The 25118-nt window shown below is 72.7% G+C and carries 22 protein-coding genes, 1 tRNA gene and 1 riboswitch; of the genes, 12 read left to right on the forward strand and 11 right to left on the reverse strand.

The window, feature by feature from the left end; genetic code table 11:
- Window positions 1-469: 469 nt before the first annotated feature.
- On the reverse strand, window positions 470-1018 hold the full coding sequence (locus HDA41_RS18815) for a MarR family winged helix-turn-helix transcriptional regulator (protein ID WP_184985429.1): 549 nt from the start codon (window positions 1016-1018) through the stop codon (window positions 470-472).
- 122 nt (window positions 1019-1140) lie between these two features.
- Here HDA41_RS18815 and HDA41_RS18820 point away from each other — a divergent pair, with 122 nt between their 5' ends.
- Window positions 1141-2406, forward strand: a complete 1266-nt coding sequence (locus tag HDA41_RS18820) for an MFS transporter (RefSeq protein WP_184993535.1) — start codon at window positions 1141-1143, stop codon at window positions 2404-2406.
- Between the two features lie 43 nt (window positions 2407-2449).
- Here HDA41_RS18820 and HDA41_RS18825 read toward each other — a convergent pair whose 3' ends face one another.
- From HDA41_RS18825 to HDA41_RS18835, 3 genes are all read right to left on the reverse strand, one after another.
- The gene (locus HDA41_RS18825) at window positions 2450-2857 is read right to left on the reverse strand and encodes a hypothetical protein (RefSeq protein WP_184985431.1); all 408 of its coding nucleotides are present in this window, start codon (window positions 2855-2857) and stop codon (window positions 2450-2452) included.
- Between the two features lie 247 nt (window positions 2858-3104).
- Window positions 3105-4769: an ATP-binding SpoIIE family protein phosphatase gene (locus HDA41_RS18830; RefSeq protein ID WP_184985433.1), complete on the reverse strand. Its 1665-nt coding sequence runs from the start codon at window positions 4767-4769 to the stop codon at window positions 3105-3107.
- 173 nt (window positions 4770-4942) lie between these two features.
- Entirely contained in the window at window positions 4943-6322 is a 1380-nt protein-coding gene (locus HDA41_RS18835; RefSeq protein ID WP_184985435.1) for an NAD(P)/FAD-dependent oxidoreductase, read from the reverse strand.
- Window positions 6323-6698: 376 nt separating this feature from the next.
- Between HDA41_RS18835 and HDA41_RS18840 the strand changes: the two genes are divergently transcribed.
- Together HDA41_RS18840 and HDA41_RS18845 are read left to right on the forward strand one after the other, a co-directional pair.
- The gene (locus tag HDA41_RS18840; protein WP_184985437.1) at window positions 6699-7478 is read left to right on the forward strand and encodes a TetR/AcrR family transcriptional regulator; all 780 of its coding nucleotides are present in this window, start codon (window positions 6699-6701) and stop codon (window positions 7476-7478) included.
- Window positions 7479-7701: 223 nt separating this feature from the next.
- On the forward strand, window positions 7702-9477 hold the full coding sequence (locus HDA41_RS18845) for a sigma-70 family RNA polymerase sigma factor (protein WP_184985439.1): 1776 nt from the start codon (window positions 7702-7704) through the stop codon (window positions 9475-9477).
- On the opposite strand, the gene HDA41_RS41340 is transcribed toward HDA41_RS18845, so the two are convergent.
- Entirely contained in the window at window positions 9464-9643 is a 180-nt protein-coding gene (locus HDA41_RS41340; protein ID WP_230299729.1) for a hypothetical protein, read from the reverse strand. The two genes, HDA41_RS18845 and HDA41_RS41340, sit on opposite strands and share 14 nt — an antisense overlap.
- Before the next feature lie 119 nt (window positions 9644-9762).
- On the opposite strand from HDA41_RS41340, the gene HDA41_RS41345 reads away from it, so the two are divergent.
- Window positions 9763-9969, forward strand: a complete 207-nt coding sequence (locus HDA41_RS41345) for a hypothetical protein (protein WP_230299730.1) — start codon at window positions 9763-9765, stop codon at window positions 9967-9969.
- A gap of 177 nt (window positions 9970-10146) precedes the next feature.
- On the opposite strand, the gene HDA41_RS18855 is transcribed toward HDA41_RS41345, so the two are convergent.
- Window positions 10147-12261, reverse strand: coding sequence for an asparagine synthase-related protein (locus HDA41_RS18855; RefSeq protein WP_184985441.1), 2115 nt, complete (start codon window positions 12259-12261; stop codon window positions 10147-10149).
- 60 nt (window positions 12262-12321) lie between these two features.
- Between HDA41_RS18855 and HDA41_RS18860 the strand changes: the two genes are divergently transcribed.
- The 5 genes from HDA41_RS18860 to HDA41_RS18880 all read left to right on the forward strand — a co-directional run bounded on the left by HDA41_RS18860 (window position 12322) and on the right by HDA41_RS18880 (window position 18453).
- A complete protein-coding gene (locus HDA41_RS18860; RefSeq protein WP_184985443.1) occupies window positions 12322-12729 on the forward strand; it encodes a hypothetical protein in 408 nt (135 codons plus the stop codon).
- A gap of 393 nt (window positions 12730-13122) precedes the next feature.
- Window positions 13123-14547 carry an NsdA family TPR-like regulatory protein gene (locus tag HDA41_RS18865; RefSeq protein ID WP_184985445.1) on the forward strand — a complete coding sequence of 475 codons (1425 nt, stop codon included), beginning with the start codon at window positions 13123-13125 and terminating at the stop codon, window positions 14545-14547.
- An 81-nt stretch (window positions 14548-14628) separates the two neighbouring features.
- Window positions 14629-15828 carry an L-2-hydroxyglutarate dehydrogenase gene (lhgD, locus tag HDA41_RS18870; RefSeq protein WP_376706798.1) on the forward strand — a complete coding sequence of 400 codons (1200 nt, stop codon included), beginning with the start codon at window positions 14629-14631 and terminating at the stop codon, window positions 15826-15828.
- Window positions 15829-16195: 367 nt separating this feature from the next.
- Window positions 16196-17029, forward strand: a complete 834-nt coding sequence (trmB, locus tag HDA41_RS18875) for a tRNA (guanosine(46)-N7)-methyltransferase TrmB (protein ID WP_184985450.1) — start codon at window positions 16196-16198, stop codon at window positions 17027-17029.
- A gap of 59 nt (window positions 17030-17088) precedes the next feature.
- Window positions 17089-18453, forward strand: a complete 1365-nt coding sequence (locus HDA41_RS18880) for a PrsW family intramembrane metalloprotease (RefSeq protein ID WP_184985452.1) — start codon at window positions 17089-17091, stop codon at window positions 18451-18453.
- Window positions 18454-18511: 58 nt separating this feature from the next.
- On the opposite strand, the gene HDA41_RS18885 is transcribed toward HDA41_RS18880, so the two are convergent.
- The 5 genes from HDA41_RS18885 to HDA41_RS18905 all read right to left on the reverse strand — a co-directional run bounded on the left by HDA41_RS18885 (window position 18512) and on the right by HDA41_RS18905 (window position 23072).
- Entirely contained in the window at window positions 18512-19465 is a 954-nt protein-coding gene (locus HDA41_RS18885) for an aldo/keto reductase (protein WP_184985454.1), read from the reverse strand.
- Between the two features lie 81 nt (window positions 19466-19546).
- Complete coding sequence (locus HDA41_RS18890; RefSeq protein ID WP_184985456.1) at window positions 19547-20578, reverse strand: M23 family metallopeptidase; 1032 nt, start codon at window positions 20576-20578, stop codon at window positions 19547-19549.
- 11 nt (window positions 20579-20589) lie between these two features.
- A riboswitch (cyclic di-AMP (ydaO/yuaA leader) is annotated at window positions 20590-20746 on the reverse strand.
- A gap of 289 nt (window positions 20747-21035) precedes the next feature.
- Window positions 21036-21109, reverse strand: a tRNA-Met gene (locus HDA41_RS18895).
- A 53-nt stretch (window positions 21110-21162) separates the two neighbouring features.
- Window positions 21163-21456, reverse strand: coding sequence for a hypothetical protein (locus HDA41_RS18900; protein ID WP_184985458.1), 294 nt, complete (start codon window positions 21454-21456; stop codon window positions 21163-21165).
- Window positions 21457-21932: 476 nt separating this feature from the next.
- A complete protein-coding gene (locus HDA41_RS18905) occupies window positions 21933-23072 on the reverse strand; it encodes a dihydrofolate reductase family protein (RefSeq protein WP_184985460.1) in 1140 nt (379 codons plus the stop codon).
- 89 nt (window positions 23073-23161) lie between these two features.
- On the opposite strand from HDA41_RS18905, the gene HDA41_RS18910 reads away from it, so the two are divergent.
- The 3 genes from HDA41_RS18910 (at window position 23162) to HDA41_RS18920 (ending at window position 25102) form a co-directional block, all read left to right on the forward strand.
- Window positions 23162-23677: a MarR family winged helix-turn-helix transcriptional regulator gene (locus HDA41_RS18910; RefSeq protein WP_184985462.1), complete on the forward strand. Its 516-nt coding sequence runs from the start codon at window positions 23162-23164 to the stop codon at window positions 23675-23677.
- Between the two features lie 142 nt (window positions 23678-23819).
- The gene (locus HDA41_RS18915; RefSeq protein ID WP_184985464.1) at window positions 23820-24461 is read left to right on the forward strand and encodes a GTP cyclohydrolase II; all 642 of its coding nucleotides are present in this window, start codon (window positions 23820-23822) and stop codon (window positions 24459-24461) included.
- A gap of 116 nt (window positions 24462-24577) precedes the next feature.
- Window positions 24578-25102, forward strand: coding sequence for a MarR family winged helix-turn-helix transcriptional regulator (locus tag HDA41_RS18920; RefSeq protein WP_230299731.1), 525 nt, complete (start codon window positions 24578-24580; stop codon window positions 25100-25102).
- Window positions 25103-25118: the final 16 nt, after the last annotated feature.

Below are 25118 nucleotides of genomic sequence, written 5' to 3' on the forward strand. Positions count from 1 at the left end.
ACTCACCCTCTCGGGCTTTCCTCCGGGCGCTTCCCTTCGGTCTTGCGTTTCCGACTCTATCAGATCTTTTCTCGACCCGATTTCCTCGGTGCTTTCCAGGTTCCCGCTTCCGCGTTTCCCTTTCCGGCGGTTCTGACTCTATCAGATCCTTTCGGTCCCGATTCCCTGTCAGCAGGGTTTGCCTTCGCGGCTGTTGGGCCGTTCTGGCGTGTCCAACCTTAGCGCGTTCTCTCGGCGTTTCCAAAATCGAAGCCAGTTCGGAGTCGATCAGGTCGTCGAGCCCCAATTCGAATTGAATTCGGCATGCCGAAATCAACCCCGTTGGGAGCGATCTTGCTAGTGGTTGGGTGCCGCTCGTGCGGCGGAAGTGCTGTCGCAGAACCGTTACGGCCCCGCGGCAACCCGAAGAACTTTACGGATCAGGGAGGGGGCTGTCAAGCGGCCCCTGTCAAGATCTTTTGTGCGGTCGTCAGTCCAGGTCGGAGAGGCGGCCGCCGGCGTCCGGCTGGGCGTCTTCGACTCGGCGCAGGAGGCGGGTGAGGACCTCGCCGAGCGCGGTGCGCTCCTCCGGCGACAGATCCTGGAGCAGGTCCTCCTCGAAGACCGACGCCAGCCGCATCGCCTCCAGCCACTTCTCACGACCTCCGTTGGTGAGCTCCACGATGACGCGGACCCTGTTGGACTCGTCCCGTTCCCGGGTGACCAGTCCTTCGCCGACCATGCGGTCGATGCGGTGGGTCATGGCGGCCGGGGTCAGGCCCAGGCGCTTCGCGAGGTCGCTGGGGCCCAGACGGTAGGGCGCGCCGGAGAGGACGAGGGCCTTGAGGACCTCCCACTCGGCGTTGCTGATGCCGAGGGCCGCGGTCTGACGGCCGTAGGCGACGTTCATACGGCGGTTCAGGCGGGACAGGGCCGAGACGATCTGCTCCACCTGGGGGTCGAGGTCCTGGAACTCGCGTTGGTACGCGGCGATCTGCTCTTCGAGGGTCGGCTCGCTGGGGCCGGGGGTGTCGCCCATGGGCGCAGTATGGCACGGCCGTTCTTTGCCTTGAAGTCCTTGAATCTGTACTCTTTAGCTTCGAACTTTAGTTTCGAAGTCTTCACTCCTAACTAGTGAGAGAGGTGAACGTGACCAGGGCGATGGGCGCAGCGATGCGCCGGATCCACGTGGGCAACGCACTCAGCGCGTTCGGGCTCGGCTTCACCGTCCCGTATCTGTACGTCTACGTGGCGCAGGTGCGGGGACTGGGAGCCATGACGGCGGGTCTCGTACTCGCCGTCTTCGCTGTGGCGGCGCTCGTGGTGCTGCCGTTCGCCGGGCGGGCCATCGTGCGGCGTGGACCGTTGCCGGTGTTGCTCACCGCCCTGGTCGCCGCCGCCGTCGGTGCGCTGGGTCTGGGGCTGGCGAGCAGTGCGGCGGCGGTGCTGTCGGCGGCTGCCGTGCTGGGGGCCGGGCAGGCCGTGACGCAGCCGGCGCTCGCGACGATGATCGTCGACTGCTCGACCGCGGAGACGCGCTCGCGGGCCTTCGCCATGCAGTTCTTCCTCCAGAACCTCGGGCTCGGGGTGGGCGGCCTCATCGGTGGTCATCTCGTCGACACATCGAGCGCCGCCTCCTTCACGCTGTTGTTCGCGATCGAGGCGGCGATGTTCCTGCTGCTGGTCGTGGTGATGGCGACGGTGCGGGTGCCGCACACGCCGCGGATCGAGGGCGCGCCCTTGACGTCGGGGCGGGGCAGCTGGAAGCAGCTGCTGGGCAACCGGGCCATGGTGCAGCTGTGCGTGCTGGGCTTCGTGCTGTTCTTCGCCTGCTACGGGCAGTTCGAGTCGGGGCTGAGCGCGTACGGGGTCGAGGCCGCCGGGATTTCGACGTCCGCGCTGGGTACGGCGCTGGCCGCCAACACGCTGGTGATCGTCGTCGCGCAGTTCGCCGTGCTGCGGTTCGTGGAGCGGCGTCGGCGCTCGCGGGTGATCGCCGCTGTCGGGCTGATCTGGGCCGTGGCGTGGGCTGTCGCCGGGTACGCGGGGCTCGGGAACGGGAGCCGGGAGATGGCGACGGCCGCGTTCGTGTCGACGTACGCCTTGTTCGGGCTGGGGGAGGCGATGCTGTCGCCGACGGTCGCCCCGCTGGTCGCCGATCTGGCGCCGGAGGGGATGGCCGGGCAGTACAACTCCGCGTTCGCCCTGGTCAAGCAGCTCGCACTGGCCGTCGGGCCGGCGGTGGGCGGGCCGCTGGGGGCCTCGCTGCACGCGCCGTACATCGTGGCGTTCCTGCTGTTCTCGCTGGGGATCACCGTTCTCGCCGTGCGGCTGGGGCGGCAGCTGACCGACGTACAGGATCAGCCGTGGCTCGGGAAGAGCCGGGTCGTGGTGCGGGGTGGGGCGCCCGTTTCCGCGGACGTGTGAGGCACCGGCGCCGTCGGCGTGCGCCCGGGCCGGGCTGTCCGGGTCAGGCCGATCGCGCCTCGGTCACGCGAAGCCGGTGGGCCGAGTGGACCGCGGCGAGCAGCGCGGCGAAATAGATCGCCGCGGCGAGGACGGCCAGCTGCCACGACGGGACGCTCAGCACGAAACCGGAGATCCGCGCCGCGAGGACGACGGTCGGGAGCACAGCGACCACCAGGCCGAGCAGGGTGCTCACGGCGATGAGAGCCGCGTGCTGACAGAGCAGCACCTGGCGTGCCCAGCGCGGCAGGATGCCCACGGCGATCGGTCGGGCAAGGTAGTGGCGCAGGATACGGGCCTGGCTGCGGGGGGCGGTGAGCACGGCGGCGAGGGCCAGGACCACCAGGCCCACCGCGGTGGCCAGGAGCGCTGTCGGGGGCACCGGGTCGTCGGGCTCCACGTGGATCAGCACCGCACCGGCGTGGCAGGCCGGCGTCGATCACTGCCTGTTGCAGGGCGTGGGCCTTCTTGTCGGAGACACCGGTGACCCTGACCCATCCGCGTGCCTGGATCGGCAGGTCGAGCGCGGTCGCGGTGGCGCGCAGCATGACGCCGTCGGAGCCTGTGCGCCATTCGGCCGTCCCGTCGTCCGCCCGGAGGGGCGGGCCCTGCGGTCCAGTGCCCGTGACGGCGGAGCCCGGTACGGGTGCCGCCGTCCGTCACATCCCCCCGCGCGGCAGGGCGAACTCGCACCAGACCGCCTTGCCGCCACCGGGTGTCCGGCGGCAGCCCCAGTTCGAGGCGATCGTGGCGACGATGGCGATGCCGCGGCCCGATTCGTCGCCCGGTTCCGCGCGGCGGCGTCTGGGGAGGTGGTCGTCGCCGTCGGTGACCTCGATGATCAGGCGGCGGTCGGTGCGGCGCAGGCGCAGGCGCATCGGCGGGGTGCCGTGCTGGAGGGAGTTGGCGACCAGTTCGCTGGTGGCCAGGACGCCCAGGTCGTGCAGGTCGGCGGGGAAGCGCCAGCTGGTCAGGACGCCGGAGGCGAAGGCACGCGCGCGTGGGGCCGCTTCCACACCGCCCAGGAGTTCCAGGGCGGCGTTGCGGAACAGCTCGCTGTCCGGGCCCGTCCGGGCGGGGTGCTGGAGGACCAGGACGGCCACGTCGTCGTCGTGGTCGGGGGTCACGCCGGCCGAGCGGACCAGGCGGTCGCAGACGACCTGGGGCGTGCCGGTGGCGCCGGCCAGGGCGCGTTCCAGGGCGGCGATGCCCTCGTCCAGGTCGGCGTCCCGGCGCTCCACCAGGCCGTCCGTGTAGAGGACGGCCGTGGAGCCGGGGCCGAGGGGGATCGAGCCCGAGGAGTGCATCCAGCCGCCGGTGCCGAGCGGGGGCCCGGTGGGTTCGTCGGCGCGCAGGACCGTGCCGTTCTCGTCGCGGACGAGGATGGGGAGGTGGCCCGCCGAGGAGTAGACCAGCTTGCCCTCGTTCGGGTCGTGGACCGCGTACGCGCACGTGGCGATCTGGTTGGCGTCGATCTCGGCTGCCAGGCCGTCGAGGAGCTGGAGGACCTCGTGCGGGGGCAGGTCGAGGCGGGCGTAGGCGCGGACCGCCGTGCGGAGCTGGCCCATGACCGCCGCTGCGCGCACGCCGCGGCCCATGACGTCGCCGATGACGAGGGCCGTGCGGCCGCCGCCCAGGGTGATGACGTCGTACCAGTCGCCGCCGACCGCGGCCTCCGTGCCGCCGGGGTGGTACGTGGCGGCGACGCGCAGGTCGTCGGGTTCTTCGAGCTCCTGGGGGAGCAGTGACCTCTGCAGTGTCACCGCCGTTTCGCGCTGGCGGCGCTCGCTGGCGCGCAGGCGTTCGGCGGCTTCGGCGTGGTCGGTGACGTCCGTGGCGAAGACGAGGACTCCACGGCCGTCGCTGCCGCCCTTGCCGTCGCCCTGGGCGACCGGGGTGCAGGTGAAGGTGTACGAGCGGCCGTCGGGGGCCTTGCGGGACTTGACCGTGCGCGGCTTGCCGCTGCGCTGGACCTGGTCCAGGAGGGGGAACAGGCCGAGGGCGTCCAGTTCGGGGAGGGCCTCGCGGGCGCGTTCGCCCAGGGGGCGTACGCCGAAGGCGGTCGTGTAGGCGTCGTTGACGTAGGCGATGCGGTGGTCGGGGCCGTGGACCAGGGCGACGAGGGACGGGACGCGGTCGAGGACCTCGCGCACCCGCAGTTCGTCGACGGCGGGTACGGACACTGGCTCGTCGGTCAGTTGTTCGGCACGGGCGGCGGGTACGGAACCTTCCCCCCGCCGGTCCGGGGAGGCCGTCTGCTCGGTCCGCGCTGCGGCGCGGCGCTGCGTTCCGGGGAGCCGGGCGCTCCAGCGCGTGAAGTTCACGAATCCTTGCCTCGTGTAGTCGTCGGCGGCCGGCACCGGAACCGGCCGGGGCCCCGGGGGCCCGCACCGGGGCGTGTGGTGGCACGCCCGCGGTGGTGGACCAGTCTGGCAGTGAGCGGACCGGACCGGCATCCGTCAGACGCCGGGCCGGCCGGAGGAGTTCCTGGGTCCGGTCAGGACGACCCCTTCGGGTTGTGCGGGGGGTCTTGGGAAGGCTTTCCACCGGCCGCGAGTTCGAACTCGGCCCGGGGGTGTTCGAGTGAACCGAGGGAGACGATCTCGCGTTTGAACAGACCGGCCAGGGTCCATTCGGCGAGCACGCGCGCCTTGCGGTTGAAGGTGGGCACGCGGCTGAGGTGGTAGGCGCGGTGCATGAACCAGGCGGGGTAGCCCTTGAGCTTGCGTCCGTAGACGTGGGCGACGCCCTTGTGCAGGCCGAGGGAGGCGACCGAGCCGGCGTACTTGTGGGTGTACGTGGTGAGGGGTTCGCCGCGCAGGGCGTGCACGATGTTGTCGCCGAGGACCCTGGCCTGGCGGACGGCGTGCTGGGCGTTGGGGGCGCACTCGCGGCCGGGTTCGCCGGCCGTGACGTCGGGGACGGCCGCGGCGTCTCCCGCCGCCCACGCGTGCGTGGTGCCCTCGATCGTCAGCTCGGCCGTGCACCTGAGCCGTCCGCGGTCGTTGCGGGGCAGGTCGGTGGCGGCGAGCACCGGGTGGGGTTTGACCCCGGCCGTCCAGACGACCGTACGGGTGGGGAAGCGGGCGCCGTCGCTGAGGACCGCGACTCGGTCCGCGCAGGACTCCAGGCGGGTTCGGAGGCGTACGTCGATGTTGCGGCGGCGCAGTTCGGTGACGGTGTAGCGGCCCATCTCCTCGCCGACCTCGGGCAGGATGCGGTCCGAGGCCTCGACGAGGATCCACTTCATGTCCTCGGGCTGGACGTTGTGGTAGTAGCGCGCGGCGTAGCGGGCCATGTCCTCCAGTTCGCCGAGCGCCTCCACGCCGGCGAAGCCGCCGCCGACGAAGACGAAGGTGAGGGCCGCGTCGCGGATCGCGGGATCGCGGGTGGAGGAGGCGATGTCCATCTGCTCGATGACGTGGTTGCGCAGGCCGATGGCCTCCTCGACGGTCTTGAAGCCGATGCCGTGGTCGGCGAGGCCGGGGACCGGCAGGGTGCGCGAGACGGAGCCGGGGGCGAGGACGAGTTCGTCGTACGTCAGCCGCTGCCCGCCCGTGCCCTCCTCCTCGGTGGCCAGGGTGGTGAGGGTGGCGGTGCGTTTCGCGTGGTCGATGGCGGTGGCCTCGCCGATGAGGACGCGGCACCGGTCGAGGACGCGGCGCAGCGGTACGACGACATGCCGGGGAGAGATGGCGCCCGCGGCGGCCTCGGGAAGGAACGGCTGGTACGTCATGTACGGGTCGGGGGTGACGACCGTGATCTCCACCTCGCCCCGCTCCAGTTCCCGTTTCAGTCTGCGCTGGAGGCGCAGGGCCGTGTACATCCCGACGTAGCCACCACCGACAACGAGAATGCGCGTACGTTCCTTCACCATCCCATGACGCACCCACCGCTTGCGTTTGTCCACAGCCTCGACGAATTGTGTGACCGGAGCGGGAGAGCGCACGGAGTTGGCCGGAAAGGCGAGCTTCGGTGAGTATATGCAGGTCAGCAGGGGTGGCACGGGGGGCGCTCGGGGGCACATTCGGGACGTATGCGGCCCGTACTCCGATCGGTGGGCGCTCCGTGCGGAACGTGCCCCTTCTGAATTGACTCCCTCTCAACTATGTTCGTGTGTCGACGGGGTGTAGGGGGATGCGCTCACCGGGTCCGCGACAGGCGGGCCCGCGGACCAGGGCCCGTTCCTCCGTCCCGGCATCGAATGGCGGGGAGTGTCTCCGGGGGGAGACGTCATTACCGGGGGAATACATATGCATGTTCAGGACTCTCATTGGTCGTCCGCGTCCGCTGTCGCGGCGGGTGGCGTGACGATGAGCGCGGCGGCGGGCAACGGACGCGGGAACGGAGCGCGGACGACGCCGCTGCGCGTGGACGCACAGCGCAATCTGGAGCACGTGCTGCGGGCGGCGCGCGAGGTGTTCGGCGAGCTGGGGTACGGCGCGCCGATGGAGGACGTGGCGCGCCGCGCGCGGGTCGGCGTGGGCACGGTGTACCGGCGGTTCCCGAGCAAGGACGTCCTGGTGCGGCGGATAGCCGAGGAGGAGACCTCCCGGCTGACCGACCAGGCGCGTGCGGCGCTCGGGCAGGAGGACGAGCCGTGGTCGGCGCTGTCGCGCTTCCTGCGGACGTCGGTGGCCTCCGGCGCCGGGCGGCTGCTGCCGCCGCAGGTGCTGCGGGTCTCGGTCGAGGAGGACCGTGCCGGTCAGGCGCGGGTGCCGCAGCAGCGGACGCAGCCGGGCTCGGCGGAGCTGCGGCTGGTGCCGGAGGAGCCGTTGGCGGTCGCCTCGGTGCCGGCGTCGGCGGTCGCGGCGGAGGACGACGCCGGGGCGTCGGCGCTGCTCGAGGTCGTGGGTCAGCTCGTGGAGCGGGCACGTGCGGCGGGTGAGCTGCGGCCGGACGTGTCGGTGTCGGACGTGCTGCTGGTGATCGCGACGGCCGCGCCCTCGCTGCCGGACGCGGCACAGCAGGCGGCCGCGTCGTCCCGGCTGCTGGACATCCTGCTGGACGGGCTGCGGTCGCGACCGGCGTGAGGCGGGCGGGCTGCCGGAACGGGCGGCCCGTCGGCCGGTCCGCTCGGCTTCCGGGCCCGGTGCGACTGGCGATCATTCCCCGAACGAGTGAGGAGTGGTACTGCCGTGCGGTGAATCCCCACGGATGAGTGATGGTCCGGACTTCGGGGTTCTGATCAAAAGCCAATATGGCACTCTGACCCGGTGGTCTGGACATGTCGGGCGGCTGCGGGGGCTTTCCGCGATGAGCGGTGACGGGCGGGACGAGTCGAGCGGTGCCGGGGACGCCACGGTCGGCGGCCCTGTCCCACCGCAGGTGCCGAGCCAGGGCGGACGCGCGAGCGTCCCGCCGGGCGGGCATGGCGCCGACGGCTCGGTCCCGCGGCAGCGCGCATGGTGTGAGGACGACGTCCTGCCGCCGCCGCGCGAGCTGCCGCCCTCCGACGCCGACCTCATCGACCGGATGCGCTCGGGCGACGACGCGGCGTACGAGGAGCTGTACCGGCGCCACGCGCAGGCCGTGCGCCGGTACGCCCGGACCTGCTGCCGCGACGCCTACACCGCGGACGACCTGACCGCCGAGGTCTTCGCCCGCATGCTCCAGGCGGTACGCGGCGGCTCCGGTCCCGAGCACGCCGTACGCGCGTACCTGCTCACCTCCGTCCGGCGCGTCGCCGCCTCCTGGACGCGGTCGGCGCGGCGGGAGCAGCTCGTCGACGACTTCGCGGTGTTCGCCGCCCAGTCCGCACGCGGCTCCTACGTGTCCGACGACGACACGCTCGACCTGGGCGCGGACGTGCGGGCGATGCACGAGGCCGAGCGGTCCATGGCCATGCGGGCCTTCCGGTCGCTGCCGGAGCGGTGGCAGGCCGTGCTGTGGCACACCGAGGTCGAGGACGAGTCGCCCAGCGAGGTAGCCACTCTCTTCGGGCTCGACGCCAACGGCACGCGCGTGCTCGCCAGCCGGGCCCGCGAGGGTCTCAAACAGGCCTACCTCCAGGCCCACGTGAGCGCCACCCTCACCGACGACGAGGAGTGCGCGCGCTACGCCGACCAGCTCGGCACGTACGCCCGTGGCCGGCTGCGCACGCGTGCCGAGCGGGGGCTGCGCAAGCACCTGCAGGAGTGCGCGAAGTGCCGGCTGGCCGCGACGCAGATCGAGGAGGTCGCCGGCGGTATCCCCGCCGTGGTGCCGGTCGCGGTCATCGGCTGGTTCGGTGCCGCCGGATACGCCAAGACGGCCGGGCTCATCGCCGGGGGCGCGGGAGCCGGGGCGGCCGGAGCCGCGGGTGCGGCCTCGGCGGGCGGGGCCTCGGCGGGCGGGGGCTCGTCGGGCGAGGGCTCGTCGGGCGAGGGCTCGTCGGGCGAGGCAGCGGCGGGCGCGGGTTCGACCGGAGGTGCGGCGGGAGGCGGATCGTCCGGCGGGACGGGAGGTGGCGCGGTCCCCGAGGGGGTGGGCGCGCCGGTGAAGGCCGGTATCGCGGCCGGTGTGGTCGCCGTGGGCGTCGCGGCCGCGGTGGTGCTGGCGCTGGTCGGCGACGAGAAGCCGAAGGACGAGGCGAGGGCGACTCCCACCCCGTCCTCGCCGGTGATCCGGCCCGTCGAGCCCACGCCCACTCCCTCGCGGCGGGAACCCGGACCGCGGCCGCCGGCGATCGTGCCCGCGCGCGCCGAGAAGCCCGCACCGGCACCGGCCACCAGGACCATCCCGGCGTCCACACCGTCCCCGGCTCCGACCGCGACGGCCACCACCCCGCCGTCCGCGTCCCCGAGTCCGACACCACCCCCGGTCTCCACGCCGACACCGACTCCGGCACCGCCACCGCCACCGCCACCGCCACCGCCACCGGCTGAGGGGCCGCCCGCCCCGGCCGTCTGCGTGTACTTCTCCGTGTACGCCGACGGGGTCCGGCTGTGGCGGTCCGGGCTGGTGGAGGGCGGTGACCCGGCGGTTCCCGTCCAGGTGAACCTCACCGGCAGCAGCACCGTACGGCTGGTGGTGGAGATCAGCTGCCGCTAGCGGCTTTCGGATCGGTGGCGTACGAGCTCTGCGCCTGGTCCAGCTCGCGCAGGACGTCGTCCGCGGTGAGGTTGGCGCCCCGGGCACGCTCCGACTCGCACCGGGCAGCGCCCAGGGCGGCGCGGGCGGCTGCCCCGACCCGTTCCTCCTGGGCGTGCTCCGGCATGGGGCGGGGAACGGCCGGCCCACCAGTGGTCCCCGACGCCGAGCAGCCGTGCCGGGCGCGGGAAGTCGCCGAGGCCGGCCAGCAGTCCTGCCGCGCTGTCCACGACCGTGGCCCGGGTCATGTCGGAGCGCCGCTTGCCCAGGGCCCCGCGCAGGGCTCCGGTCAGCTTGGCCAGGGCGGGCTCCGGGCCGGACGCGCTCGCCGTGACCATGGCGTCGACCAGATCCAGCATCACCATGAACTGGGGCGGCGGTGACCCGCGCGCGGCGTCGGCGCGCCCCGCGTCGCACAGCTCGCGCGCCCGGGCGATGTACCGCACCGGGTGATTGTCGCCGGGGTGGGTGGGAGCGGCCTGGGGTTTTTGGGGCGGCGGATCACAGCTCGGCGTTTCGAGAAGCTCGGCGTTGTCGCTGGGGACGGGTGGGGCCACAACCCGGCGGCGCGGAGTGCCGCCTCCTTGGGACGGGCGCCGCCCCAGCGGCACGACTGCCCGCAGCCAGGCGCTACACCCGCCGCACCCCTGCCCCCGCCCCCAACGCCCCCCGCTGCGGTGCGATCCCCGCTGGTACGGCGCGCTGCCGGGCCGGGGTGCCCGTCCAGCAGGTGCCGCGGCGGGAGAGCAGGCGGCGGAGCCACAGTTCGAGGGAGACGAGGTCGGCGAGGCCGTCCAGGGGGAGGGGTTCACCGGCCGCCGCGGAGCGCAGGGCCTTGCGGACCACCCGGGCCTCCACAAGCCCGGCCTCCGCAAGCAGCGGCGTGTCGAACAGGGCGATCAGAGAGTCCGCCGCCACCCTCAGCCCCGTACGGGCCGCGGCCGCCGCCGTCGCCTGGGTCGGGGCGCCCCACCCGGGCGGCAGGTCCCGGACCCCGGCCCCTTCCAGCACCGTACGCAGGATCGCCGCCCGCGCCCCCGGCCGTACCCGCAACGCCTCGGGCAGCGCCCGGGCCGCGCGGACGACCTGATTGTCGAGGAACGGCGCGTGCAGCCGCTGGAAGCGGATCTCCGCGGCCTGCTCCAGCACCCGCAGGTCCGCCGCATGGCGCGCCAGCGACGCACGCGCGCGGAAGTCACCCGGCCGCTGCCCCGGCCCCACCAGCTCCGACCGGTGCGTCGCCGCCTGAAGACGAACCGATACTTCAGCGAGCGCCTCACCGGTCAGCCAGCGCGCCGCCGGCCCGGGTCTGCCCCAGGTCAGCGCGGCGATCGAGGCCTCCACCGCACCCCCGGGCGCGTCCGGACCGTCGTCCGCGCGGTGGTCGAGGAGGCGCTCGGCCAGCGATTCCAGCCCCGCCCGGTACGGCGTACGGGACAGCCGTCGCGCCGCCGCGTACACGCGCGCGGGGACCAGCACCGAGCCGTCCGTCCTGGCCAGCGCGGCGACGGGGCGCACCAGGTGGCGCCGCTTGCGGTCCATCAGCAGGTCGGCCAAGCGCGCGGGATGGGCGTCCAGGACCTGCCGCGCACCGTAGCCCGTGAAGTGGTCCGCGCTGCCGGCCGCCAGCCGCGCCCGGTGCCGGGCCGCCGCCACCAGGGAGGCGGCCGGCTCGTCCGTCAGCGGGCCCTCCAGGTCGGCGTACGGAAGGGTCTCCTCGCCGCCGGCCACGACGACATGGTGCAGACGCGGGTTCGCGGCCAGCGCGCCCGCCCGCTCCAGCTCGGCCTCGCGCCCTGCGACGGCCAGGTCGTTGAAGGTGACCGCCAGCAGCCGCTCGCCCGCGCCCGTGCCGTGCCCCAGCACCGTGCCCGGCATCCCGGGCAGCCCCGCGGCCAGCAGCGCCAGCGTCCCCGAGGCCGGCCCGCCGGACAGGTCCGCCCCGATTCCCGGCACCGGCATCCCGCGCGCGGCACGCCGCTCGGCGGGCCCCATGCCGGGCACGGGCCCGGGGTCGATGTCCGCCCCGGGGACGTGCCGCGGCGCGGACAGCCGCGTTCGTACGGCCTCCACGAGCGCGTCGCGCACGGCGTCGACCGCACTGTCGGGATCGGCCGAAGGCGCCGCCACCGCCAGCGAGGCGACCGGTTCGTACCCGGCGATCTCCCGCGCCCCGGCGCGCAGGATCAGCGCATGCCCCGGCGGAATGCGCTTCACGCCGTCGTACGGCGTGGAGTCGTACAGCGCGGCGGGCACGTCAGGGGCGGCCAGCAGCGCGGCGAGGTGCCCGAAGTCGAGGTTGGCCTCGATGAGGTCGGCCAGCGGCAGCGCGGCCGTCGCGTACGCCGTGCCGCCGGCCCAGGGAGTGTGGAACACCGGCCGCGCGCCCGCGAGATCGCCGCAGACGGTGACCCTCCGACCGACCTGCACGATCGCCGTGTAGCTCCCCGGCCAGGCGGTCAGATGCCGAAGCGCCCCGCCGCGCGCGGCGAACAGCGCGACGCGCAGCTGCTCGTCGGTGGCGCCGCAGATGCCGAGGACGGCGATGCGCGTCCGGTCGTCGGCCTTCACGACCCGCACCTCGTCGGGGCGCCAGTCACCGACCGCCCACAGCGGATCGGGGTCGCCCCACAGGAGTTGGGAGCCCACCGGATGCAGGGTCTCGCCGTCGTGTCCCGTGGCCCCCGCCGAGCCGGCAGCGACGGCTCCCGCGGCGGTGCTGCTCCATCCCACCAACCACCGCATCGCCGCCTCCACAGGCTGTGGACAACCAGTGCACCGTACGAACCGGTTCACCATGCTGCCATGAAGGAAGCGTTCCAGAGTGCGCCCGCGCCGCTTGCGCTCCGTCGAACGCGCCCCGGCGGAGCCGCCCACGCCGCCCCGAACACCCTCGAACGCCCCGAACTCCCCTACGGCACAAGAGGAAAGGACGGAGAGGACGGCAGGAAGGCGGTAAGGGAAGACGGCAGTGAGGATGACAGGGGAGGCGCCGGCGAAGGCGACAACGGAGGCGACAGCGGAGGCGGCAAGAACAGAAGGGACGGTCAGGAGACAAGGCACGTCAGCGACACGTCACCAGTACGACTGCGGCGCGAACGCGCCCCCGATATGCGCCCCAAATACGCCCGATACGCCCTCAACTACCGTGGTCGGAGGCCTGATACCCCAGCACCGACGTGGTCGGTTTTCGGCCAAATCCCTGTCGCGTGAACAGCGTCGAACACTCTCCGTACAGACTCGGCGTACCACCGTACGGCCGCGCAGCCCGGGAGACGGAGCACGCCTCCCGGACCGTTCCGCCGCCCGCGGGGATGGAGGCGGCGGTGTCCCCCAGCCCACTGGATCCAGTACAGCGGGCCGACCCACGCAATGACCATGGAACCGCTCCCGCGATGGCCGGAGAAGAGCGCACGGACAGGCGCACGGCCACACAGCGGGAGCACGCCACAACAGCCCGTATCTGAACCGCACTTCAGTACGGACCACAATCCCGCCAACCGGAACAATGCCCCTTAACGCTTGGGATGCGGCGAACTACGCTGGGTTTACGAATGCCGCGTGGTTATGCCAACGTCGGCAGCCGTCTGTGTCGAGGGGTGGCGCATGTCCAGGGAGCAACGCGGGCCGAACGAAAAACTCGGCACCGTTCTCGCCCTCGCGGGAATCAGCAACGCAGGCCTCGCGCGGCGCGTCAACGATCTTGGCGCTCAGCGAGGACTGACACTTCGCTATGACAAGACGTCGGTGGCGCGCTGGGTGTCGAAGGGCATGGTGCCGCAGGGTGCGGCGCCGCACCTCATCGCCGCCGCCATCGGCCAGAAACTCGGCCGGCCGGTGCCGCTGCACGAGATCGGCCTGGCGGACGCGGACCCCGCGCCCGAAGTCGGCCTCGCCTTCCCGCGGGACGTCGGACAGGCGGTGAAGTCCGCGACGGAGCTGTACCGTCTCGACCTCGCAGGCCGCCGCGCCGGTTCCGGCGGCATCTGGCAGTCGCTGGCCGGATCGTTCGCGGTGAGCGCGTACGCGACGCCCGCCTCACGATGGCTGATAACCCCGGCCGACAGTTCGGTCGCGCGTGACGTGGACCCCGGCGAGGGGTCCGGCGCACCGCTCAAAGTCGGCCACAGCGATGTGCAGAAGCTGCGGGAGGCCGCCGAGGACGCGCGGCGCTGGGACTCCAAGTACGGCGGCGGCGACTGGCGTTCGTCGATGGTCCCCGAGTGCTTAAGGGTGGAGGCGGCTCCCCTCCTGCTCGGCTCCTACTCCGACGAGGTCGGCCGGGCCCTCTTCGGCGCCTCCGCCGAACTCACCCGGCTCGCGGGCTGGATGGCCTTCGACACGGGCCAGCAGGAAGCGGCCCAGCGCTACTACATCCAGGCCCTGCGCCTGGCCCGGGCGGCGGCGGACGTCCCCCTCGGGGGCTACGTCCTGGCCTCCATGTCCCTCCAGGCCACCTACCGCGGCTTCGGCGACGAGGGCGTGGACCTCGCCCAGGCCGCCCTGGAGCGCAACCGCGGGCTGGCCACGGCCCGCACCATGAGCTTCTTCCGCCTCGTCGAGGCCCGGGCACACGCGCGTGCGGGTGACGCCCAGGCGGCCGGGGGCGCCCTGAAGGCGGCCGAGAGCTGGCTGGAGCGCGCCCGCCCCGGCGACAACGACCCGAGCTGGCTCGGCTTCTACTCCTACGACCGCTTCGCCGCCGACGCGGCCGAGTGCTACCGCGACCTCAAGGCGCCCCGCCAGGTCCGCCGCTTCACGGAACAGGCCCTGTCGAAACCCACCGAGGAGTTCGTCCGCTCCCACGGCCTGCGCCTGGTCGTCTCGGCGGTCGCCGAACTGGAGTCGGGCAACCTGGACGCGGCGTGCGAGCAGGGCGTACGGGCGGTGGAGGTCGCCGGGCGCATCTCCTCGGCCCGCACGACGGAGTACGTCAAGGACCTCCTGCACCGGCTGGAGCCGTACGGCGACGAACCGCGTGTGGTCGAGCTGCGCGAGCGCGCCCGGCCGCTGCTGATGGCTCCGGCCTAGCCGGGCAGGCATGCTGCCACCCCCCGCGTTTGAAGGCATTGTCAGTGGCGCAGTGCACTATCGAAGCGGGAGGTGGCGCGGGTGCCGGAGATCGCGTACGACTGTGACGTGCTGGTGATCGGCGGGGGGATCGTCGGTCTGTCCACGGCGTACGCCATCACACGCGCCGCACCGGGCACACGTGTCACGGTCCTGGAGAAGGAAGCGGGCCCGGCCCGGCACCAGACCGGCCGCAACAGCGGCGTCATCCACAGCGGCATCTACTACCGCCCCGGCTCCCTCAAGGCGCGCTACGCGGTGCGGGGCGCCGCCGAGATGGTCAAATTCTGCGCCGAATACGGCATCCCGCACGCCGTGACCGGCAAGCTGATCGTCGCGACCGACCGCTCCGAGCTGCCCCGCCTGCACGCGCTCGTGCAGCGCGGCCGGGAGAACGGCATCCCGGTCCGTGAACTGGGTGCGTCCCAGATCGCGGAGTACGAGCCGGAGGTGCGGGGCCTCGCCGCGATACACGTCGGTACGACCGGCATCTGCGACTTCGTCGCGGTCGCCCGCCAGCTGGCCCACGGCTCGGGCGCGGAGATCCGCTACGGCACGCGGGTCGTCCGCGTCGACCGCCGCCCCGAGCGGGGAGTCGCCGTGCTCACGGCCGCCGGGGACGTCGTACGCGGACGGGTGCTGGTGAACTGCGCGGGCCTGTACAGCGACGAGATCGCCCGGCTGACCGGGGACGACCCGGACGTCCGGATCGTGCCGTTCCGGGGCGAGTACTACGAGCTGGCCCGACCGGAGCTGGTGCGGGGTCTGGTGTATCCGGTCCCCGACCCGGCGTTCCCGTTCCTCGGGGTGCATCTCACGCGCGGGATCGACGGGGGTGTCCACATCGGGCCCAACGCGGTGCCGGCGCTGGCCCGCGAGGGGTACGGGTGGGGGACGGTCCGGGTGCGGGAGCTGGGGTCGACGCTGGCCTGGCCGGGCTCCTGGCGGATCGCCCGCCGGCACTGGCGGTACGGGGCGGGGGAGCTGCGCCGGTCGGTGTCCAAGGGGGCGTTCACGGAGGCGGTGCGGAGGTTGTTGCCCGGGGTGTCCGAGGACGACCTGGTGCCGACGGCGGCGGGGGTTCGGGCGCAGGCGGTGCTGCGGGACGGGACCTTGGTGGACGACTTCCTGATCCGCGAGGCGCCGCGGACGGTGCATGTGCTGAACGCGCCGTCTCCCGCGGCTACGGCGTCCTTGCCGATCGGCAGGGAGGTGGCGCGCAGAGCGTTGAGCGCGCTGTGACTGACCAGTCGCTGGGGGGTTCGAGGTGCTCGGCGTGACTGCTGAGGCCGGGGCGTCGCGCAGCTCGGCGCGACGAGGTGCCGCTGCGCCCACCCTCCCCCAAGCTGTTGCGGACCACCGGCCCCGCTGGGCGGAGCACCGACCCGCAGCCAGGGCGGCGACGGCGCTGGAGCGGCCACGACGCGCCCGCAGCCGCCGACGCACGGAAGGGGACGTGTCGGGGGGGCGTCCGCCCGCAGCGGTTGGCGCGTCAACGGACAGCCAGTCGGTGTCCGAGCCCATCACGCCCTTCCGAGGACGGGCACCCCCGGCGCGGCCCCGACCCACCACCCGGCGCATGGGCGACGGCCGTAAAATCGGCCTCACTGTGTCTGACTCCGTGAACACCCCCGAAACCCCCCAGCCCGAAACCCCCGGTTCCGCCGCCCGGCGCGCCCGGGCCAAGGGTGAGCCGCGCTTTCCCGAGGGGCCGAAGGCCGATCCCGCCGGGTCGCACTTCGAGCGGCGGATCCGGAGTTTCCAGCCGCGGCGGAGCCGGGTCACAGCAGGCCAGGCGGACGCGCTTCAGCGGCTGTGGCCCAAGTGGGGCCTCGACATCGACGGCAGCCGAACCCTCGACCTGGCCGACCTGTTCGGCAACGACAACCCCGTCGTCCTGGAGATCGGCTTCGGCATGGGCGAGGCCACCGCCCAGATGGCCGCAGCCGACCCCGCCACCAACATCCTCGCCGTCGACGTCCACACCCCCGGCCAGGGCAACCTGCTCAACCTCGCCGACCACAACGGCCTGTCCAACATCCGGGTCGGCAACGGCGACGCGATCATCCTCCTCCGCGAGATGCTCACCCCGGACTCCCTCGACGGCCTGCGCGTCTATTTCCCCGACCCCTGGCCCAAGAAGCGGCACCACAAGCGCAGGCTCATCCAGCCCGACTTCCTGACCCTCGCCGCCACCCGCCTCAAGCCCGGCGCGATCCTGCACTGCGCCACCGACTGGGAACCGTACGCCGAACAGATGCTCGACGTACTCACGGCACACCCCGACTTCGAGAACACGCAGGCGGACGGCGGTTTCGCGCCCCGTCCCGACTTCCGTCCCCTGACCCGTTTCGAGGGCCAGGGACTGGACAAGGGACATGTCGTGAACGACCTCCTCTTCCGTCGCGTACAGCACGTGGACCAGCCCCCCACCAGCGCCTGACCGCACCTGGCACATCTTCCGCCTGCGGACAGCGCCCCGCCGTCGTTAGGGTCAATGCCGTGGCCACCTGCCCCCCACACCCCTATCCCACTGCTCCCCTCACCGGCGCACCCACCGCCGACCCCCTGCGGCACGCCCACTGGTGGCAGCGCGCCTGGGTGCGTTACGGCGCGCTGACCACGCTCCTCGCGATATCCGGCCTCGTCATCCTCGCCCTGGTCCGCGAAGAGACCGGTACGGAAGGGTTCCTGGTCGGGCTGGGGCTGGCCACGCTCCCGGTGCCCCTGCTCATGGCCGCGTTCCGCTGGCTGGACCGGGTCGAACCGGGCCCCTGGCGGAACCTGCTGTTCTGCTTCGCCTGGGGCGCCTGCGCGGCGGCGCTGATAGCGATCGTCGCCAACAGCTTCGCGACCAGATGGATAGCGACGGCGACGGCGGATCCGTCCCGCGCGGACACGCTGGGCGCGACCGTCATAGCCCCGGTGGTCGAGGAGACGGCCAAGGCGGCGGCTGTCCTACTGGTCTTCCTCTTCCGGCGCCGCGACTTCACCGGCATCCTCGACGGAGTGGTCACGGCCGGCGTCACCGCCACCGGCTTCGCGTTCACGGAGAACATCCTCTACCTGGGCACCGCCTTCGGCACCGACCAGCTCACCGGCGGCACCGGCATCGCCTCCGTCACGGCGGCGACGTTCTTCGTGCGCATCATCATGTCGCCGTTCGCGCACCCGCTGTTCACCGTCCTCACCGGCATCGGCTTCGGCATCTCCGCGCTCGCGGCGGACCGCCAGCACGTCCGCCGTGTCGCCTTCCCGCTCTCCGGGCTGCTGCTCGCGATGGGCATGCACGCGATGTGGAACGGCTCGTCGACGTTCGGCGAGTACGGGTTCTTCGCCGTGTACGCGGCGTTCATGGTGCCCATCTTCGGGCTACTGACGTGGCTGGTGATCTGGACCCGGCAGCGGGAGCTGAAGACCGTACGGGCGGAGCTGCCCGCCTACGCCGTGGCCGGGTGGCTGTCCCCGGTCGAGCCGTACGCGCTCGGCTCGATGCGGGCGCGGCGGATCGCCCGCCAGTACGCCCGCCGCCACGCGGGCAGGGCGGCGGCGCGGGAGGTCGCGCAGTACGAGGCGTACGCGACGTCCCTGGCGTTCCTGCGGCACCGGGGCCGCCGCGGCCGCGCCGGTGCCGACTTCGTCCTACGGGAACGAGAACTGCTGGGCGAACTGTGGCGGCGCCGGGAGGCGGCCCGCCCCGCCCTGGACTACGCCGCGCGGATCACGGCCCCGCCGGTACCGGTGGCGGCCCCGCCCTGGCCGGTGCACGGGGCGTACGGGTACGGCTGTCCGACGACGCCGGCAATGCAGACGGCATCGACAGCGCCGTACCCGGCGTACCCGGCGTACAACCCGTACCGGTCGTAACCGAGCCCAGCCGCCGGGGGCAGGAAAGCCCCAGCCCCCGGCGGCCCGGAGGAACCGCTCAGCCCGAAGCCTCCGAAGCCTCGGTAAGCCGCCCGATCTCCGCCTCCGTCAGCCTCAGCTCCCCCACCCCGACCAGCGCGGGCAGCTGCTCCACCGTCCGCGCGGAAGCGATCGGCGCCGCCACCGTCGGCTGCGCCGCGAGCCAGGCGAGGGCGACCGTGGCGACGGGGACGCCGTGGGCCGCGGCGATCTCGTCGAGGGAGTCGAGGACCCGGCGGCCCCGCTCGGTCTCCAGGTGCTTCGCGGCACCGCCCGCCCGCGCGCTGTCGACGGTCGTGCCGGGCCGGTACTTGCCGGTGAGGAAGCCCGAGGCGAGCGCGTAGTACGGCACAGCCGCCAGGCCGGTCCGCTCGGCGAGGTCCTGGAGTTCACCCTCGTAGGTGTCGCGGGAGACCAGGTTGTAGTGGGGCTGGAGGGCCACGTACCGGGCGAGCCCCTCGCGGTCGGAGAACTCCAGGGAGGCCCGCAGCCGCTCCGCGGAGATGTTGGAGGCGGCGATGTACCGCACCTTCCCGGCCAGCACGAGTTCGTCGAGCGCACCGATGATCTCCTCCACCGGCACGTCGGGCTGGTCGAAGTGGGTGTAGTAGAGGTCGATGTAGTCGGTGCCGAGGCGCCGCAGGGAGGCGTCGGCGGCGGCCTTGATGGTGGCGGCGGACAGGCCGCGGAACTCGGGGTGCTGGCTGACCTTCGTGGCGACGACGACGTCCGCGCGGTTGCCACGTGACGTGAGCCACTTGCCGAGGACGGTCTCGGACTCACCGCCCTGGTTGCCCTCGGCCCAGGCCGAGTAGGAGTCGGCGGTGTCGACGAAGTTGCCGCCGGCGGCCGTGTACGCGTCGAGGACGGCGAACGACTGTGCCTCGTCGGCGGTCCAGCCGAAGACGTTGCCGCCGAGGGCGAGCGGGAAGACCTCGAGGTCGGAGGAGCCGAGCTTGCGAAGAGACGTCATGCTCCGTGTCAACGGCCGTAGGGGAACGGCTCATTCCACAACAGGCGCAAAGTTCCCGCAAACACCGCTCCCCGCACAGGCTCAGACGTTCAGGCCCTTGCCCCGCAACCACGCCAGCGGGTCGACCCCGTTGGTGGACCCACCGGTGTGCACCTCCAGGTGCAGGTGCGCCCCGGTGACGTTGCCGGTCGCGCCCACGCGGCCGATGACGTCACCCGTGCTGACCTTCTGGCCGACACTGACGCCGATGGACGACTGGTGCGCGTACCAGATCTCGGTGCCGTCATCGAGGGTGAGGACCGTCTTGTAGCCGTACGACCCGTTCCAGCCCGCCTCGGTGATGGTGCCGCTGTGCACCGCCTTGATCGGCGTGCCGGTGGGGGCGGCGAAGTCGAGGCCGGTGTGGTAGCCGGAGGACCAGTAGGCGCCGGCCTGACCGAAGGTCGAGGTGATGGTGTACGCGGAGGTCGGCAGCGTGTACTGCTTGGCGAGGGCGGCGAGCCGCTCGGCCTCGGCCTTCTTCCGGGCCTCCTCCTCCGCCTTCTTCTTGGCTTCGGCGGCCTTGGCCTTGGCTTCCTTCTCCGCCTTGGCGACGGCCTCCGCGGCTGCCTTCTGGGCGGCTTCGGCGGCGTCCTGCGCGGCCTTGGTCTCGATCTGTTCCTGCTGGTGCTCGACCTGCGCCATGATCCGGGCGCGCAGCGCCTCACCGGCGCCGGAGGTGCCCTGCTCGGTGTCGGCGGCCGCCGTGGCGAGGTCGCTGAGCGGGGTGGCGGAGCCTTCGGGTGTTTCCTCGTCCGAGATGAGGGAACCCACCGAGGGCAGGTCCGCAACGGAGATCGACACCGGCGGCTTGCCGGTCTGTGCGCTGGCCATGCCGCCCGCGCCCACGGCGGCTATGACGCCGACGCCCAGGACGGTGGAACTGCGGGCGAGCCCGCCGCCGCGCTGCTTGGTGACGCGATGCCGGCCGCGGACGGGACGGATGGACTCCGCGGTGGGGTTCCATTCCTGGAACGGGCCCTCATCGGTGCGGTGACCGCCGTAGCCGAAAGTCTCGGTGTCGCGCTGGTTCGGCGCGGACGGGGCCGCGGAGGCAGGCCGGTTGGACGCCACGTGGGCGTACTCCTTTCCTTCCTTCTCGCCTACCGGGTTAGCTGACGGGTTCGGAGCAGGAAGGTCTCCTACGCGCGTATACCGGCCGTGCTTCCACGGCGGTCTACGCGCGATTCACCCCAAGTGGTGGTTCCCCGGTTCCCTTTCGGGATTCGGCGCGTGCGCACGGAGCCGCCTTCTGTGACGGCTGGGACGACCGCGCTGCGTTATCGAACGTTAATAGACGCGCGGTGGGGATTCCAGCGATTCCACTTGATCATTAACCTTTTTCCCGCGGACCAACCTGCCACGACCGGCTTAAATCGGGCGAGTTGACCGCTTCCTAAGTGACTCACGAGTTTTGACGGTGTGTCAGTTGTTACGCGGAGCGGTGTGATGCACTCACCGACAGTAATGAGCAGCTCAGGAAAAACACCGAAGGCCGGAACCCTTTCGGATTCCGGCCCTCGGCCTTCAGTAGCGGGGACAGGATTTGAACCTGCGACCTCTGGGTTATGAGCCCAGCGAGCTACCGAGCTGCTCCACCCCGCGTCGTTGTGACTCCAGTGTACGCCATCCGCGGGACAGCTCGCGCACACCCGTGCTCAGCGGCCCGGGTGAGCGCGGCCGTCAGCCGGTCCTCGGCCTCGGCGTAGAGGTCGACGCCCTGGTGCCGGGCCGGCGATGTGGGCGGTGGCGGCGAGCGCGGCGTCGGCGTGCTGGAAGCCGCGGCAGGTCTCCTGGGTGACGCCGTCCCGGCAGGTGGCCTGCCCGGACCAGTACGCCGTCATCCGCTGCGGGGTGGCGAGACCGGAGCCGGGCACGGTGAGCGGCGCGGGGCCGTCCTTCTCCGGGTAGAAGTAGGCGGGCACGCGCTCCCGGAAAGCGCTCCAGGGCATGGCCCGCAGGCCCGGTGGGCGTCGAGGAAGACGGCGACGGCGATGACGGCGTCGGTCGCCACCGGGTCCACGCTGCCGGTGAACTCGGGGTTCGTGGCGGCGACTTCGGGGAGGCGGGCCGTGCCCAGCATGCCCTCGAAGCGCCGCACCCGCTCGGCGGGCCAGCCCCCGCCACGCGTGTGCCGCACGATCTCCGCGGTCCGGCTGGGCCCGGTCGACGAGGACGCCGGGGTGCGTGAAGGGCGCGTCGGCGGGCAGGGCCGGACCCATGGGGCGGGCGTCCGGGCCGGCGGCCCCGCAGGAGGAAGGCGAGGAGGGCGCGCGCGGGGAGCGGGGGCACGAGCAGGAGCGCTGTCGTACGTCGTCTCCCCGCTGCCTACATGCCCGCTGCCTCCGCGCTGTCGCACCGGCCCTGAAGGCAGGACGACCCGGGAGGCGGCGAGGGCGCAGGATCTGTTGGGCCGCTCGGCCCGCGCTCAGTGCGGCAGGTGGCGGTTCGGGGCCTTGGCCCGCTCCTCGTGCTCCGGGAGGACGACGACCTCCACCCCCGCGGCCGCCAGGACGCCGCTGCCGTCGGCCCCCGCCACGAAGGTGTCCGGCTCGCGCCAGGCCGTGACCACACGTCGTACGCCCGCGTCGAGGATCAGCCGGGCGCAGGGCGCGGGGCGGGAGGCCCGGCGGGCGCAGGGCTCCAGGCTGCTGTAGACCGTGGCGCCGGCGATCCTGGGGTCGGCCGGGTCGGTCTTCGCCAGGGCCGCCTCCTCGGCGTGCACGACCGGGTCGCCGCCCTCGCGGGAGTGGCCGCGGGCCAGTTCCGTGCCGTCGGCCGCGACCATCACCGCGCCGACGCTGAACGCCGTGTCCGACGGCGGGCACTGGGCCGCCAGTTCGCAGGCGAGGGCCAGCCAGTGGTGGTCGGCGGCGACGGGGAGGGGGCCGGTGCCGGGAGCGGTGGGCTCGTAGCGCATGAGGACCACGTCCTCGATCCGCCGGGTCTCCAGCAGCCGGAGCCGGCCGGGCTGGTAGCCGCCGGGTCCGAAGAGGCGGGGTGCCCCGGGGTCGCCCACGAAGAGCGGGGCGAGGACCAGCTGGAGTTCGTCGGCCAGGCCCTGGGTGAGGAGCTGGGTGTGGATCAGGCCGCCGCCCTCGACCATGAGCCGTCGTACGCCGCGGACGTCGTGCAGGTGGGTGAGGAGCCGCCGCCAGTCGAGGTCGGCGCCGAGGGGGACGACGTCGGTGGCATCGGTGGCGAGGCCGAGGGCACGGGCGCGTTCGGCGCCCTTGTCGGTGGTGTAGAGGACCTTCTCACCGCCGGTGTGCCAGAACTGTGCCGCCGGGTCGAGGTCGCCGGAGCCGCTGACGGTGACCTTGAGGGGGTACTCCGGCCGGCCGGCGGCCGCGCGGGCGGCTCGTCGCTCGGCGGAGTTGACCAGCAGGCGCGGGTTGTCGGCGCGGACGGTGCCGGCGCCGATCAGGATCGCGTCGACGGACGCCCGGACCTCGTCGACCCGGTCGAAGTCGGCCGGGCTGGACAGGAGCAGGCGTTCGGGACCGGTGTCGTCCAGGTAGCCGTCGAGGGAGACGGCGGCGGACAGCAGGACGTACGGGTGGGGCATCGACGCTCCCGGCTCGTGGAAACTCGTGGCGGACGGCGGACTGACCGGACGGGCTTGGTTCAAGTTTGAAACAAACCTACACTGGAGGCATGACGACTCGCTGGCTCACCCCCGAGGAGCAACGCGCCTGGCGCGCGTACATCGCCGCCTCGCTGCTCCTGGAGGACGCGATCGACCGGCAGCTCCAGCAGGACGCCGGCATGCCGCACCTGTACTACTCCATCCTGTCCGTCCTGTCGGAGTCCCCGGAGCGGCGGCTGCGCATGACCGATCTCGCCGAGCGGCTGAAGATCACGCGCAGCCGGCTGACGTACGCGGTGACACGGCTGGAGAAGGACGGCATGGTGCGGCGCGAGGCCTGCCGGTACGACAAGCGGGGCAGTATCGCGGCCCTGACCGACGACGGGTTCGCCGTACTGGACCGGGCGGCGCCCGGGCATGTCGACACCGTGCGGAGCTTCCTGTTCGACCGGCTCAGCGAGGAGCAGGTGGGGCAACTGGAGGAGATCTCCATGGCGATCGCGCAGGGGCTCCAGGAGGACGGGACACGGCCGGCGTCGGACGACGTGCCGTGGCGACGGAGGTCCTCCACGGCCTGTTCGTGAGGCACGTCACAACGCGCCGCGATCTCATTGCTTCAAATTTAAAGCAAGAGTAGGGTTCCGGGCGTGGATCTGCTTCAAATCTGAAGCAGCCTGCAAGCCGACGGCTGTGCAGCCGAACAGGAACGGAACCCGGAGGCCCCGCATGCCCGACACCCCCGCTGTCCTCGCCACCCCGCGCTCCCGCGTCCGGGTCCCGCTGCGCTTCCACGACGGCTACGAGGTCGACGCCGACGTCGTCACCTTCCACGGCCTGGCCGACGGCCAGGAGCACGTGGCCGTCGTCCTGGGCGAGCCCGGCCCGGTTCCGCTGGTGCGGCTGCACTCCGAGTGCCTGACCGGGGACGTGTTCGGCTCGGCCCGCTGCGACTGCGGTCCGCAGCTGCGCGAGGCCGTCGAGCGCATAGCCGAGCGCGGCGGCGTGCTCCTCTACCTCCGCCAGGAGGGCCGCGGCATCGGCCTCTACAACAAGCTCGACGCCTACGCCCTCCAGGACGAGGGCCTCGACACCTACGAGGCGAACGCGGCCCTGGGGCTGCCGGAGGACGCCCGCGACTACACGGCGGCGGCCCAGATGCTCCGGGCCCTGGGCATCGGCGAGCTGGACCTGCTCTCCAACAACCCCGACAAGGCCGCCCAGCTGCGCGACCTGGGCGTGGACGTCCGCGACCGCGTCCCCACGGGCGTCTTCACCACCGCGCACAACGTCCGCTACCTGCGCGCGAAGGTCCTCCAGACCCAGCACACGCTGCCGCTCGCCGCGCTGTCGGGGCTCAGCGCGGGCTAAGCTTCCCGGCCCGGCCGGGCGCCGAACGAGGCGGCTTGCCCCTCGGCTCATCGGGTACAGCCTTTGAAAGAGGGCGACCTCCGCAGTACCCGGAGCTTATGGAAAGTGACCGTTTTGTGACCGATCTCGGCGGCCCCGGCGATCCCCGGGTGAGGGGACCGGGCGACGGGCCGGAGGCCGTCGCGGCACAGATAGCCGACGCCGTGGAGAGCCTGACGGCCCTGTGGTCGGACGCCGCCCAGGATGCGCCCCTGCGCCTGTCCCTGCACCAACTGCGGGCGCTGCGTGCCCTGGAGGCCGCGCCCGGCCTGAACCTGACGGCCCTGGCGGACCGGCTGGACATCGGCCTGCCCACGGCCAGTCGCCTCTGCGACCGCCTGGCGGCGGCCGGCCTCCTGGAACGCGCTCCGCACCCCGATACCCGCCGTGAGGTGCAGCTGTGGCTCACCCCACACGGACGGCATGTCCTGGGCGACGTCGCCGGCCGCCGGGCACAGGCCCTGGCCGCGGCGCTGGCGGCGATGGAACCGGCGGAACGGGTGGCGCTGAGCCGGGGGTTGCGGGGGTTTCTCGCGGCTCGGGACGCGGGGTTGCGCCGTGCCGGCGGGGCTGACGGGACCGACCCGGCCGACGGGCCGTAACCGCGGAAAGCCGCGG

The sequence above is a fragment of the Streptomyces caelestis genome, assembly GCF_014205255.1.
Taxonomy (GTDB): Bacteria; Actinomycetota; Actinomycetes; order Streptomycetales; family Streptomycetaceae; genus Streptomyces; species Streptomyces caelestis.

What these genes read in the sequence shown, in the direction of transcription:
- HDA41_RS18815 (WP_184985429.1), bottom strand. Translation starts at nt 1,018, where the DNA reads ATGGGCGACACCCCCGGCCCCAGCGAGCCGACCCTCGAAGAGCAGATC.
- HDA41_RS18820 (WP_184993535.1), top strand. Translation starts at nt 1,141, where the DNA reads ATGGGCGCAGCGATGCGCCGGATCCACGTGGGCAACGCACTCAGCGCG.
- HDA41_RS18835 (WP_184985435.1), bottom strand. Translation starts at nt 6,322, where the DNA reads ATGGTGAAGGAACGTACGCGCATTCTCGTTGTCGGTGGTGGCTACGTC.
- HDA41_RS18840 (WP_184985437.1), top strand. Translation starts at nt 6,699, where the DNA reads ATGCATGTTCAGGACTCTCATTGGTCGTCCGCGTCCGCTGTCGCGGCG.
- HDA41_RS18845 (WP_184985439.1), top strand. Translation starts at nt 7,702, where the DNA reads ATGAGCGGTGACGGGCGGGACGAGTCGAGCGGTGCCGGGGACGCCACG.
- HDA41_RS41340 (WP_230299729.1), bottom strand. Translation starts at nt 9,643, where the DNA reads ATGCCGGAGCACGCCCAGGAGGAACGGGTCGGGGCAGCCGCCCGCGCC.
- HDA41_RS41345 (WP_230299730.1), top strand. Translation starts at nt 9,763, where the DNA reads ATGTCGGAGCGCCGCTTGCCCAGGGCCCCGCGCAGGGCTCCGGTCAGC.
- HDA41_RS18855 (WP_184985441.1), bottom strand. Translation starts at nt 12,261, where the DNA reads ATGCGGTGGTTGGTGGGATGGAGCAGCACCGCCGCGGGAGCCGTCGCT.
- HDA41_RS18860 (WP_184985443.1), top strand. Translation starts at nt 12,322, where the DNA reads ATGAAGGAAGCGTTCCAGAGTGCGCCCGCGCCGCTTGCGCTCCGTCGA.
- HDA41_RS18865 (WP_184985445.1), top strand. Translation starts at nt 13,123, where the DNA reads ATGTCCAGGGAGCAACGCGGGCCGAACGAAAAACTCGGCACCGTTCTC.
- HDA41_RS18885 (WP_184985454.1), bottom strand. Translation starts at nt 19,465, where the DNA reads ATGACGTCTCTTCGCAAGCTCGGCTCCTCCGACCTCGAGGTCTTCCCG.
- HDA41_RS18900 (WP_184985458.1), bottom strand. Translation starts at nt 21,456, where the DNA reads ATGCCCTGGAGCGCTTTCCGGGAGCGCGTGCCCGCCTACTTCTACCCG.
- HDA41_RS18905 (WP_184985460.1), bottom strand. Translation starts at nt 23,072, where the DNA reads ATGCCCCACCCGTACGTCCTGCTGTCCGCCGCCGTCTCCCTCGACGGC.
- HDA41_RS18910 (WP_184985462.1), top strand. Translation starts at nt 23,162, where the DNA reads ATGACGACTCGCTGGCTCACCCCCGAGGAGCAACGCGCCTGGCGCGCG.
- HDA41_RS18915 (WP_184985464.1), top strand. Translation starts at nt 23,820, where the DNA reads ATGCCCGACACCCCCGCTGTCCTCGCCACCCCGCGCTCCCGCGTCCGG.